Genomic DNA, 13989 nt, shown 5'->3' with positions numbered 1-13989 from the left:
ATGCCGACGCAGGCGATTTTACCGAAAGTCTTGAATCTCTATGCCTCGTGGGCGGTGATAACGGCGGCGGTCGACGCGATCCTGCCGCCCGACACGCAGCCGAGCGATCGCAAGAACTATATCGAGCGTCTTGCGCCACAGGATCCGGGCAACAAGGTCGTCTTGACGGAAGCGCTGGTACCGCACTTGGCCAGCCAGGGATGGCTCGAACGGTTTTGTGTCGAGCTCATCAGTCGCAGTCAGACCAATGCCGTGCTTCGCGGAATCCTCTCGGACCAGATTGCCGTGAATGCGGACGGAGTGGCCGATCAGGCTAACCTCCAGAGCCTGAACAACAAGGTTCAGCCCTTCCTGGTTTCGAAGACGTTCTTTGAAGGAATGGAGGCCGCCCGTTACCGTGTGTGTGCGATCTGGATCGACGATCCGTACGAGCCGGGCTTCAAGGGGACCGGTTTCCTCATCGGGGCAGATCTCGTTCTGACGGCGCGTCACGTCGTCGAGCGCTTCCTGGTCCCCGGCCCGGCCGGGGATGTTGCGCTGGCGGGAGCGGAGCAGAGCCTAGCTTTCGTGTTCGACTACTGGGCGCCCGTCGGCGCCTTCGCCGTCGCAGCCCCGCCGAGTGGTCTGCGCGTGGTCAGGCTCGTGGCTCCTCGGGAAAATCCGCCAGCCGGCCGTTGGCTCGAATGGTCGAGCATGAAGCATCCGGATGACGGACGGACGCACCTCTTCGGCCCGCCGCCGATTGACCAGCGCCTCGACTGCGCAATCGTTCGTCTGGCCGAGCGGATCGGTGCCGAATCCATCGGCGGAGGCGGAGGCAAGCTTCGCGGATGGCAGCGTTTGAGCGCCCCGGTGCGCCCGCCGCGTCCTGGCAGTGCAATAGCGCTTCTGCAGCATCCCTCCGCCGGTCCCCAGATGTTCGATAAGGGGGACTTTGTCGACAGCGATCCCGACCCCTCGACCCGATTGTTTTATTCGACCAATACGAACGGAGGCTCCTCCGGATCACCTTGCTTCGACGCAACGCCGGATATCGTCGGGTTTCACAATGCTGGACACCCGTCAGCCTATCCGAACAGGCCCACCAGTCTCTGCAATCAGGGTGTGTTGATAAATCAGGTGATCGCCCGGCTTTCGGTGGAGAAACCAGGCCTTCTGCTGGAATCATCCGCCGTTTTCGGGACCAACGACGGGCTGTGGTCGTTGTCCGATGATCGCCAGAAGCCCGAGCCTGTGCTAGGAAGGGTGGATTTCAAGGAAGCCGCATTCGCGATGTTCGATTCGCATGCGGTGCAGCGGGTTCTGGTCGTCAGCGAGCAGAACGCATCTGGTGTGCCTGGAAAGTCCGGCAAGAGCTTTTCCACCCGAATCCTGCGCGCCATTGCGCGACGTCGGCCCGCGATCGTGGTCGAATTCTCCGCCGAGGAAATGAAGGAATTTAAATCCGACAGGCCGGAGGATTTTCTCCTGGAACTCGGCCGCCGCATCGATCTCGGCGAAATGAGGGGTATGCCGGAAAAACCTACGGACGAGCGGCAACGTACCCGCTGGTGGGCAAACGATCTGCCGGCCTGGTTCGGTCGGCTGTTGGAGGATCGCGCCAAAAACGCTGGACTTACCGTGAGCGAAACCGTGATCGACAGAACGACGGGGCCGGCGGCAGGTCAGGAACTGGTATTGCGCGAACTCGTTTGGATCGTCATCGATGACATCCACAAGTCGCCGCCTGACGGAGGGCTGAAGGAACTCATCGCGGGGATGATCGGTGTCACGGACACGCAGCAGGTGTTGGGACCGGGCTTGAAATCGATGCGTTGGCTGCTAATCGGTCATATTCCCGATTTTGTGCGCGAATATACAAGTCAGTACAAGCACGATGTCGTCGCTTACGACACGATTGGCATCGAAGCCTGGAAGAGCTGCATTCGGGCAGCAGTTTCTGCCGCTGGCGCGGACGGCCGCTACAACGATGATACGGTTGCAGCGCTCTACGAATATTCGAAGGCCACGTTGCCGGATTTGGCCGATCCTGGGCTCAGGCTGAAGACGTTGGCTGGCGGTGTGGTCCCAGCGCTGAAGGCAATCAAGGTCATGCAATAGAGGTGAATGGCATGGCGGCACCGGATAGCACGTCTTCAATGGCTGACATCGTCGCGCGATTGCGAGCAGCCGGTATCGATACGGCAAAGCTCGATAGCGATTTGAGCGTGGTGCGGGACGCTGCGAATTCCGTGTCGGGCAAGACCGAGCCGGCTTTCCCTGGTGACCTCGCGTCACAGCAGCTGCTGGCCGCCGCCACCCGCGGCTACTTCCTTCCCAACAGTATCGGCTTCTCGCCCGACAAGGACGAAAGTCCGGATCTTCGTGCGTTGCTTGCCCAATCCGAACTGGTGCCGCGGAGCGGGACGCCCATGTGGCAACTCAAGCCCAGCGTCCGTCGGCAGGTGCTGCTGGATGCCAACGCGTCCAACACGCTGAAGTCCGCGATCGACATACCTGCGGACAGCGACGATCTGGAGGGCGCCATGCTCCGCCGGGTCATAAAGGGTGATTTGCCCGAGCTAGACGCCGCCACGGCCTCGGAGCTCGATCAGTTGATGGTCGTGTCCGGCTGGCTCGCCGGGACCGACTTCGCGGCGGTGCCGCCAACGGCAGATGTCCGCAGGCAAATCGCCAAACGCGAATTGTTGGAGCCCTTGAGAGTCCTGGTTGGGCGGACGGAGCAGGATGGCGCGGACGGCAGCAGAGACCGCATCGTCGGCCGTGAAAAGCAGATCGAGACGCTGCGCGCATATGTTGGAATCGTGCCGCCCGAAGAGCTCAGGCAATATGCAAGTCGAGCCATTCGGAGCTTGTGGCAGAGAATAACCTTCAGCGACGCAGCCAACGAGCCGCTGATCATCAGCGGCATCGGCGGCATGGGCAAGTCAAGTCTGATCGGAAAATTCATTCTCGACCATGCCTTGTTTCCGGGCGTCGATCTAGCCTTCGCCTATCTCGATTTCGATCGCGCCGCGCTGGCACCGCGCCAGCCGCTGCAGATCCTCATCGACATTGCCCTCCAATTCTCCACGTGGTTTCCCGGGCTGGAAGCGCCGCTGGCCAAATTCCGAGCCGATTTGCGCGGTGCAATCGATCTGCTGGCCAACAATCCGTCGCAGCGGCTGCTCGAAGATACGACGCGATCGCAGCTCAATGCATATTGCTTCGAGCTGAGGTCGATCATCGAATCGATCAACGAGGGTCGGGCGCCGGTACTGCTCGTCTTCGACACATTCGAAGTGGTTCAGTACGACCAGCAGGCGGTGAAAGGTATCTCAGATCTAATCGCAACGCTGCGCGCACCGACGCCGCCGACGGGCGCGAGATCGGGGGGGAGCTGGGAGAATTTGCGGGTCGTTGTAGCAGGCCGCGCCGGCGCGCCGGAGATCACGACTAGTCACCCGCCCATCAAGCTCGGGCCGCTTCCACTCGCGGCCACTGTCGAACTCATCCGCCGGCGCAACCAAAGCGATGCCATCGGAATCGCGAGTTCGCAGATCACAGCTCTTGCCAAGCTGCTGCGGGGCAGTCCTCTCGATGTCGCAATCGTCATGAACTGGCTCAAGAGCAGGGACCAAGCGGAGCGTGCGTCTCTCCTGGACGAGATCATTCGGGAAGTCGAGGCATCTGACCGCGAGTCAGGGGATGCGCAGGAGTCGGCCGGAGACGATGACAGTGATGCCGGCGCAGACCTGGTGACGAGCAGGCGCATTACGGGCATCCTGATCAACCGGATGGTCAATCACATCAACGACCCGCAGGTACGGCAGCTCGCGGTGCCCGGGCTGGTCGTGCGCGCCGTCACCACCGACGTCATCCGCGAGGTTATGGCCCCGGCCAGCGGCCTCGTCGAAAAAGCCGATGCGCTGTCAACGGACGAAGCGATGGAGCTGTTGCGGCGGCTTGAATCCGAGCGCTGGCTTGTGACCCGCACCGGCGAGTGCCTGCGGCACCGAAGCGATGTAAGGCTTGCGATGCTCGACCTGATGCGCCGGCAGGATCGCCGGCGGTTCGACAACGCCAATTTGCGAGCCACGAAATTCTTCCGCGCCCGGGCCAACAGCAGCACCGACATGCGCGCGGAAGCGATCTACCATCTGCTGTTGAGCGGCGAGGAGAGAATCGAGGAGGCGGATTCCTATTGGAGGCCAGAGGTGGGAGCCCTCCTGGCCAGTGCCGTCGACGACCTGACGGGGGCGGCGCAAGTCTACCTCAAGGTCAGGCTCGGACGCGCCGTCTCTGCGGAGGCGCTCAGAACGTTGCCGCCTAGGGTGGCGTCCTCGTTGCTGGTGGCTTTCGGCAGGCGTCTTCTGCAGCGGGGAGCGGTCGTCGGGCTTTCCTCCGTGTTGGACGATCTGCAGAGGGGCGCGCACAATCCTGCGCTCGTCGGGATGGTCTGCGAAACCCAGTATCGTTCGGGGAACTGGGACGAGCTGCGGGAGTGGCTCAATCGAGGCACGACCTCCGGACCGCTGGCGCCTGCGTTCGCTGCGCTTGGCGACGGCGACTTCGATGCCGCGCGCATGGCCGATGAAGCTGCCGGCGGGCCGTTGCGCTTCTGCTTGCGTCTTGGGGCACGCGACCCGCAGGCCATTCCCGTCCTGCTGCAGTCCGGCATGGCCGACTGGAAGCTCGTATCGTTCCCGACCGGATTGGGCGATGCAGCCTGGGACTATGCAGCGTGCATCGTGCATGCGGATGACTTCGTTGCCGGCTCGGTCGTTCTGGAGCGAAAAGCTCGCATCCTCGATGCAGTCGGAGCGATGTGCAGGAGTGGACAAAAGGTGCCGGCGGCCGCGACCACGAGCGGCGCATTGCGCGTGCTCGCTTTCCATGAAACGGATACGGCGCGACCGATTTTGCGAAAGCTCGATTTCAACGCCGTTTTCTCCACGATCGGGGCGCGGATGTTGCAGGAGTTCGGAAAGTCATTTGAAGCCGTCGCTTCCCAATTGCAGCCCAATTTTCCGGAGATAGTCTCCGGCATGAGGACCTTGCTGAAGGGCTCGTCCGCGATTCCGGGCAACGCGGTGATCGCCGACCCAAAGTTCACGCGCGAATTCGCGGGGTTGGTCGCACAGATGGCCGCATCGGGCTCGGAGGCCGCGGCGCGATGTGTCCTGAACACGCTCGCCGGGACACATCCCGATTGGATAGAGCCGGCTGGGCACGCCCTGACCAGGGCATTTCCAGGAGAGATTCCGAGCAAGCTTGGATGGTGGTCGTCGGTCGACAAATACCTGGCGAACGGCGGCCGCCAGGCCCGCAGTCGGCGGCCACTCGATGGCTACGCCATTCTTTCGCTGGCCGATGAGGCCGGCAGTTTCGTCGAAGCCTTATCTGCATATGCGGAGATCGTCGACCACCACAGCGATCGGGCGCAGGATTTCATTGCGATAGCTGCCGCATTTCAGGGATGGAGACGTTGGCTGACGTCTATGCTGTCACCGACTGCTTGAGAATTTATACTCGTTGAAAGTCATTTGCTGATGGGGCAATCTTTCTAAGGGGGTGGGGGATGAGGTACAACCGAACGAGTCGGCGGGCGCCATGCCGGCCATGCGCGGCTCTGTTGACGCTCCTTTGTCTTGCGACCGCCACTCGTGCAACGTCCGCCGCAGTCCGTGAAGACAACTGCGGTGCACACGGTACGTGCGTGAATGCGCTGTATCAGAAACTGGCGCTCATCAATGGCGGTCCTGTCGAAACCGGCGGCACTATCGTCATTCGCGAGCCTCTGATCTGCTTTCCCCGCGGTGCGAGCAGGTTGAGCGGCCATGTCTGGTCGTCCGACAAGAAGCGGCCAGCTGCCATCATTCGGGAGATCAAGGAGCTGGGGGCCCTGCTCGTCGCGGCGAATCGTGACAGTGGCAGGCCGTCGAAGTCGCGCCTGCTCGTCCGCGTTTCGGGTTTCGCCGACAGCGAGGGCGGGGACGATTCAAACCTGAAGCTTTCGTTCCAGCGCGCGCAGACGATCGCCGCACTGTTGCGACAAAGCGCGCCGGGCGTGCCGCTCGCGCTCGAGATCGAAGGACGCGGGCAGGCCAAGGCGAATTCAGGAGCAGGCGGCGCTTGTGCGGATCCTGCCAGGCCGGCCACCGAGGCTGCAGGCGAGCCGGCCCCGCAACCGTCCCATCGTCGGGTCGAGATCGAGATTCTTTCCGCGGCGCTGACGCACGCGTCGGCTCCGTCGCCCGAGTCCGACGATATGGCGCTTCGACTGTTTCCGGAAGGAAGCATGCCGTATGGTCCGTTTCGCGTCACGCTCGCGGAGGGCGACCTGAAGATTGACGCGATCAGCAAGGCGTGCCGGACACCGATCGCGGCGCCTGCGTCGGAGGCTCCCGCAAACCGCCCGCCGGCCGAATTCGAGTATCCATCGACACCTTGGGTCGAGCTCGCTCGACCTGGCGGCAGCGTCGATTCGGCGAAATACCCTCTTCACCAGTTCGAGCCGAACTTGTCCGGCTCGTTCGAGGTCGTCCCGGTTCGCCGCCTCAACGGAACGCGCACGACCGACGGGGTGCGCATCGTCCTTCGGCTCGCCAAGGCCGAGAGCACGCCATACCTGATCCCCGGATACTGGGCCGTCGCCCTGCATCTGGCGACGCTACCTCAAAAACTTACGTCTTCCGTCGGAAATCCCGCCGTGGAGAATCCGGCCACGAAGCCCTGGGAACGGATCGTCGATTGCTACGCAAGCATCGCCGCAGGACGAACGGCTTCGAAACTTGTTGACGAGAGTCACAAGCTCCTGAACGGGCAGATCGTATCTGAAGTGGTTTCGCGCCTGCCGAAGACGATCGACGGGATGATGCTACACACGCATCGGGCGGATCGAAATTTCCATTTCTTCGATCTGCACCCGGGGATGTCGCTTCGTTTCAAGTCGACCAGCGTGGATCCGGTGTCGCGCACGATGCAGCCCGGCGCGCCACTGGATCTGGCCACCCAGGCCGATCCGATTGATCCCTACGCATTGGTTCCTGGGCCGCGAAAGGTGGCCGCGCCGCGCGGGCGCGCCGCCTCTGACCTGTTTTTGGCGTACATGTTGTCGGGCAGGCTTAACCGGCCGAGCAGCCTCGGGGCGGAAAGCGCCGAGGCCGAGAGCGCCAAGGCGGAGCACGCCAATGCCGAGAACGCCAATGCCGAGAATGCCAAGGCCGAGAGCGCCGCCGGGGCTGCAGTGGAGGCCGGTACCACACTTAAACTCGGGGCCCTCGCGTCCCATGTCGTCTTTGAGGATTTGCTCCAGCAAGGGGTTGTGCGGGTTTTTCTCCCGAGAAACTTGCGCCAGGTCCAGACCATAGCGACTATTCCGAGCCCGGCCATTTATTTCAGCAAGGCGCCTGACTCGCTCGCTCAAAATCCGGCCACGTTGATCGTGGCGGCGCAGGATCTGGCCGCGTTGGACAAGTTCACAGCCGACGCTCATACGACCGCATTCGACCGAACGGTCCTTTGCAAGCCGGAATATCAGGTTGCATGTGCGGTCGCCCTCGGTGGCCTGACCTATTCGCCGAACGTCAAGATCGAGATCGGCGGGCAGGATCGTCAGGTGCCGCTGGGAGCACGCCTTGCGCATGTCCTCCCGGCGGATATTCAAAAAGGCTGCTTCGAACCGATCAAGGACGCCACCGATCAATGGCCGCCCGGTGCACGGCTCGGCAAGGCGGTGACGATTGAACTCGGTGGCCTTCCAGCCCCCCTGATTATTGACCGTAAGGATTGTCGTTTACTCGGATTGCCGTTGACCGAAGGGAGTCGCATTTCATGGTGACATTTTCCCGTTGTGGAACTTCGTCCATTTTTGCCAACGATGCTGTAAACCCCAGAATCCTGTTTCGTCCTATCAACGATGTCGCGTCGGAGCCGTCGTTGACCTTGGACGACAGCGTCGTTCGCAACGGCATCTTTTGGGTGCTGCCGTCAGCGCAACCGTTTGCCGGACTTTCGGAGATCGTTGCATGGCTCGATCATCGGGCGGCCGAGCAGGCAACAATCGGGCTCGCCCAGACAGCGGAGCGAATTGCTTTCGGTCGCGCCGGCGGCGGTGTGCCGCTGTTCGTATTGAAAGGCGGGCGCAGCGGGTCCTTTCCGCTCGGCGCTAACCAGGTCCAGCTCGAGGATCCGGCAACAGGATTGCTGGAATACGTCCTTGACCTAGACCGATCGATGCTTTCGGCCGGCCCGATCGGTCTGGTATTCACGCCCCAGGGATCCGGACATGTTTTCGGTCGACGGCGCGCACTGGACACAAGCCGCTCGCCCTTCGCCATCATGCAATTGGAGCTCGATCTCACGGACGCTTCCGCGATCGGATGTTTCCGTGGCGAGGGTCACCTCAGCTCGAGTAGCGATGTCCTGACGCCGACGTCGATCGACGAGATCGTCGGCGCGGGGCTCGTCAACCGCTTTACTTACCTGAAGCGGAACGATGGATCGCCCGCGACCTCTACGGAAGAGGCTGCCGTGCTGCACGGCGGCGAGGCCGGCACGAGAAGCGGTCGATGCGTGCTTTCGCTTGATCCGTTTGCACCGCTGGACCAGCTCCGGTCGTTTCTCCAGCCATTGCCTCGCTCCGACACCGAAGCGCTCGTCCTGGCGATCCCGACAGCGCCCGGGCACGACGTTGAAGTCGTGCCACATCCGACCCCGGCGCTGCAGCGCGGACCGGTTTTTGTATTCACGCGCCAGCCGCTGAAACTTGAAGCAGGTGCCAGTGACTACGACGACACGATGTCGTTGCGCGGGACCTTCAAGGCAAAGGTGAAGCCACCTGCGGGAGGCACCGAAGCCGGTGCGGCGCTCGACCTTGCGCTGCTCGGACTGCTGCCTGGTTTTGCGCCCAGCGAGACTTTGGGGCCTTCAGCTTCCGGAACTGAAGCGTCCGGAGATATATTCGTCACGTTCGACCTCGGCCCCGCGATTGACAAGCGCCCGCCGGAGGGGTTTGCCGAAGCCGCCGAGAGCACTGCAGCCACGAACACGCCCGCGCTCTCGGCGCAAGGTGACAGCCTCGGCGTTACGTCGTGGATGAGCGTGCACCGCGGCGATCCCTCCGGCACCATGCGAATGATCGCCGAGCCACCCAGTGGCCGCAACCTGAAGATGGATGGCGGTGTGCTCGAGCATGCGCCGCTCGAGCTGACGGTCGGGAGGCAGGACGCCGCGAATATTCCGGCGGGTTTTGTGCCTGTCCTGCCGCCGCGCGGCGTTCAGCAGGACAAGCGCAAGTCCGCTCAGGCGTTCGACATAGAAAGGCTGGCGCATGAGCGCCGCAAGCTGGCGGCCCCAAAGGGATATACTGTCACCGAGAGTTCGCCCGCGACCGAAACCGATCCGGACATCAGCAGATCGACGACGCCGCTCGGCTTCGAGGTCGAGCGCCTGCCGGACGGGCGCATCGCGGCGATCGTCTTTGCCGTTTCGGTTGGCACCGCCAAGGGGCAGCCGGCGCAGTTTCAATTTGCCGTTCGCGGCCGGACCCCGGGCGGAGGGAAGGGGCCGGTGCTGCCGGCCGTTGCCGACGCATTGATCCGCAATCGCTTGTTCCTGGTCGCGAACAAGATGCCCGACGTGACGGCGCAAGGTGGCACCTCCCTCGAGAGCCGGTTGGCAATCGGGGGCTGGCCTTTCGATGTCGGCATTCCGGGCGCAGAAGGGCGCGCGGACCGTCAAAAACTACGCCCCGAGACGCTTTTCATCATCAAGGGATATGAAAGCAGAAGTATCATCGAACTCGCCGATGACCCGGCATCCTGGTCGGGCAGGGATCAGTTTCTGCGCCCGGGACCCGAGGGAAAAGAGGATCCGACCGCGAATGCGCGTGATATCCTTAAGGCCTTCATCAACCGTGCGAAGACAGAAGCCGCTGCCACCGACTCCGCTGCGGCCAGGCAATACCAGCTACTGCTGAGCATTCTCAACGACGGCAACTGGGCCGGCGTTCTCATCATCAATTGCGATCTGGGGCTCGGCGATCTCCCCGCGCAGGTCCAGGGTCTGCTCGGCGGCATGGATCTCGACCGGCTGCGCGGCGAGTATGTTGCAATCGAACTCAAGGGTATCGGCAATTCGGGCGGGTCCACAAAATCGCGCCTTTCCGGTCTGGTCGACTATCGGGACGACGGCTCGGCGATCAAACCTGCCCTAGCAAATGAGGAAGAGCCCGAACACGACGGTTCTTACGGCTTCAAGATCCGGCGCTTGCTCGTCAGCTTTGCGAACGGCGAAATTTCGACGTTTCAAGCCAAGATCGACTTCTACCTGGGACGTTTGTTCCATGGGTTCGGCGACATATGGGAGAAGAGAGGGAGCACGGCCTGGCAGAGAAAGCACGACTCCATTCTGTCTTTGGTCGGACGCTACGAGCGGATACGCGAAGGCGGAGCCACGCGTGAAGTATACACCTATGAGACCGACCCCGAGCAAAGCTTCAGATACGCCGCCAAAAAGGAGGGGCAGGTTGCACCTGAAGAGGGCGATGAAGATGCAATCATCCGTATAGTCGACGTCAATCGCATTGCTTATGTGACCGACGATTCGAAACCCGACGGGGCGGATGCAAGATCGGTCGTCTCCCGCTTTCTTCTGGACGGCAGGGTCAAATTTGGCTCCCTGGGCGGGCTTGATGTCATCGATATCGAGGCCCTCGATTTCAGCGACATGGGCATTGCGACGGGGTTCAGGATTCCGAACCTGCCCGGCCACGCGATTGAGCGAGCCCTGCGAATGTTCTTCAATCCGGGGCGGCTGCGCTTTCAGTTCGGCTCCGCCGCCAAGCGGCCCGGCCGCGGATTCTGGTCCTCCTTTCCATTGAAGTTCAAGGCTCTGAACCTGTTCGGGAAGGGATTGAGACTTCCCGATCTCGGCTATTTTGGATTCGGAAATTTTCCGGAGACCGACGGCTTCCGCTTTGGTCTCGAGTTCGATCTTGATCTCGGATTCCTCGGCTCGCTGGCGCCGAAGAAGGGATTCAAGCTGTCGGTGCTGTTCGGCTTCAGTGACGGAGTGAGGACGGGTGGCGGATGGGCTCCGCGCTGGGCGCTGGGCATCAAATTCCCGGAAAGCGATGGCAAGCTCGACATCGGCATCGAAGGCGTGATCAAGCTGCGGGCCGAACGGTTCAAGATTCTCGACAAGCAGTTCCGGCCGCCGGGGGGCGGCGCTTCATCGCAGATCAAGCTGCTCTATGCGATCGGCGCCCAGCTCGAAATTCTCGGATACAAGTTTCCGAAGGATGAGGCAGGCATCTCCCTGTTCCTGTTCGTGGACCCCAAAACGCTGGGGAGCGGACAGGCCGCGAGTGGCATCGGCTGGTTCGCCGCCCGCAAGCCCATCGATGGCAAGATTGGCGTGTTCGATCTGAAGGCGATTGCGCTCGGGCAGCGTGTCGATCCGCTTCCGGCGACCCAGCCTCCTCCCAGGACCACCAAGGAGGTCGTCGGTCGCTTTACGGCCCTGACATCGAAAGCGCCGTATGACCAGGATCCTGGAAACAACGAGACGGCCGCGCTGGACAAGATATCCACCGCGATCGAGAGGGACTACATCCGCTTCGACCCGTCGCGAGGCTGGTCCGTCGGCTTCTCCGCAGTATTCGCCGATCGCGTCGAGCTCGGCCTTGCGATGCGCGACGACGACATCTATGGCATTCGCTTCGGTGTCACGCTGTCGCCCGGCTCCAGCGACTATCTCTTCTCGCTGGATGTGCTGTATCGGAAGCTCAGTGAAAAGCTCGGCGTCTATTCGATCGAGATCGTCGCGCCGCCGGCCTGGCGTCAGCTGGAATTCGGCGTCGTCAGTGTCACGCTTCCAACGATCGCATTTGAGATCTATACCGACGGCGGTTTCACCGTCGATCTCGGTTATCCCTTCAACAAGGATTATGGACGCGCCTTCGGCGTACAGGTATTCCCGTTCATCGGATCTGGCGGGCTCTACTTCCGCCGCGTATCGGGGCCTGCTGCATGGTTGATCCCACAGCCTAGATTTCACCAGGGCGGCGGATCGGGCGCATTGATCGTCGATGATAGCCTTCTGACCTACAAGCCCGTCACCGAGGTCGGCATGGCGTTTCGTGTCGGCCTCGGCAAGGAGATCAACAAGGGTATCTTTCGTGCCGGGCTCTCGGTCACGGTGTTCGCCGAGATCGAGGGAGGCTATGGCGTGCTCTGGCACGATCCGGCTCGCCCGGAGGTGCGCCAGTGGACGCAGGCAGCATCCACCTTCGTCGCGATCCGCGGGCAGGTCGGCATACTCGGCGAGATATACGGCTATGTCGACTTCGGCATCGTGAAGGCCGGAGTCTCCATTCGCGTATGGGTTGCTTACGGCTTCGATATGAAAACGGACCACCGCATTCGCCTCTATATCGAGGCCGGTGTCAGCGTGCGGATTTCGGTCGTGATCGCCCGCTTCAGGGTGTTCGGCAAGACCATCGAGATCAGTCTGCATTTCAGCTTCTCGACGACCGTAGACTATTCCGTCTACGTCGGGTCGGACCGCAACACGCAGTACTACCTGTTCCAGCCGCGTGCCGGCACCGAGTCGATTGTCGTGACCGAAGCCGGCAGGCCGCTTCTGGTGTTCAAGGAGCCGCCGGCCTGGACCGAAAACATCAATCCGGCAGACTGGCGGCTCGCACCGGATCTTGGGCCATGGCGGATGCCCGTGTATCTGATGCCGGACATGACGCTCGCAGCGGCAGCCGACGCGTCCGTTCGCGCCAACGCCGTTTTTCTCGGCGTCATTCCCGATAGTACGGCCGATGGGCATCCCGTCGGCGGATCGAGCCTGGCTGTCTTGATGGCGGCCTGGACGATCGCAAACACCACGAACCGGAGCCCCGGTGTCGCCTTGCGCGATCACGAGATCACGTTCGACACGCTCGACAGAATTTCGCTTTGGGTTGCTGCGGGCGACACGATCTTCGACGGAACCGCCCACGCATCCGAGCGTCGGAAGCGCCAACCGTCTTTCCTGTTTGTCGATGCGCTGTTTCGGACCAATGTGGACGCGACGATCTCGCGTGCGCCGGACGCGGTCGATGGTGCCGCGCAAATCGGCGGCGTGTTCTTCCCGCTTCCGCCCACCGCGACGATCACCCGGAGCGGCTTTGCCGAATCGGAATGGCCGGTGACGACGCGCCTTGCCGACAAGCAGGTCGTCAACGATGCCTACCGCGAAAAGATCGACGCCGAACTCCAGCGTCAGATGGCCGCTCTTGTGCCTTCCCGAGTTGCCGAGTCGGTCGGCGCCGAGGCGGAGCCGCAGCGGCTCCCGATCGCGCAGGTCCTGTTCGAGGACTATGTCGGGTTGATCATCCGCGGCTCGATCTCGCGCCTTTGTGCCATCGCCGCGGAGAAGATCAGGACCGCAGCGCCGCGTGCGGATGGATCGCCTCATGCCTTCAGGCTGGGCGATCTGCTCGACGAACTGGAACGGGACGAGGTTCGCTCAGGCGTTCTCGCAATGGCGACGCGCCTGTTCTTGCATGGACCGCGGCTCCCCGACCCGGATTCTCCGCCCGCCGGCGTCATGCCTCCGAACCTTGCGCCCGGAATGCATCATGGTCTCTACCAGCTCGCCTGGCTGCAACATCCGCTCGGGCGCCCCGCCGTCCCGGCTGAGCGGCCGGCCTTCGTCATTGAGACGGGAGATTCGTTCCTGCGTGGCGGGGCGCTCACCTTTGCTATCGACGGCGTCGAGAGCGATGCCTTGGTCCAGTTCGCGGCCAGTGCGCACCTGTTTACCGACCTTGGCGGGCGCATCAGCGCCGCCGACAGGTTTCGAACGGTGCCGCGCGACTTCGCCGTGGGGCGCCCCCGCGTTCTCGGTGGCAACCGTGCCCATCTGGTCCCGTTCCCGGCCGAGGTCATTCGTCACCAGGCGAGGACGCGTAGCGAGGGCCTTCTCAGTCGTCCAGGCCTCCGTGCCTTCAGA

General features: G+C 62.4%; 4 protein-coding genes. All 4 read left to right on the top strand.

Going from position 1 to position 13989, the window contains the following annotated elements; all coding sequences use genetic code 11:
* Complete coding sequence (locus tag IC50_RS26135; protein WP_035711482.1) at positions 1 to 2100, top strand: trypsin-like serine peptidase; 2100 nt, start codon at positions 1 to 3, stop codon at positions 2098 to 2100.
* Positions 2101 to 2138: 38 nt separating this feature from the next.
* Entirely contained in the window at positions 2139 to 5501 is a 3363-nt protein-coding gene (locus IC50_RS26130) for an ATP-binding protein (protein ID WP_035711479.1), read from the top strand.
* Between the two features lie 197 nt (positions 5502 to 5698).
* A complete protein-coding gene (locus tag IC50_RS26125) occupies positions 5699 to 7822 on the top strand; it encodes an OmpA family protein (RefSeq protein WP_035711478.1) in 2124 nt (707 codons plus the stop codon).
* Positions 7823 to 7920: 98 nt separating this feature from the next.
* The coding region (locus IC50_RS26120) for a hypothetical protein (protein ID WP_157461076.1) at positions 7921 to 13989 on the top strand (6069 nt) is incomplete at its 3' end.

It is taken from the genome of Bradyrhizobium genomosp. I (2014) (assembly GCF_000261685.1).
In the GTDB taxonomy this organism is placed as follows: Bacteria; Pseudomonadota; Alphaproteobacteria; order Rhizobiales; family Xanthobacteraceae; genus Bradyrhizobium.
Note: the sequence above shows the minus strand (reverse complement) of the source record. Positions and strands in the feature narration are given on the sequence as shown.

Bases quoted from the DNA above. Each gene is read 5' to 3' on its own strand.
- IC50_RS26130 (WP_035711479.1), top strand. From the start codon at position 2,139: ATGGCTGACATCGTCGCGCGATTGCGAGCAGCCGGTATCGATACGGCA.
- IC50_RS26135 (WP_035711482.1), top strand. From the start codon at position 1: ATGCCGACGCAGGCGATTTTACCGAAAGTCTTGAATCTCTATGCCTCG.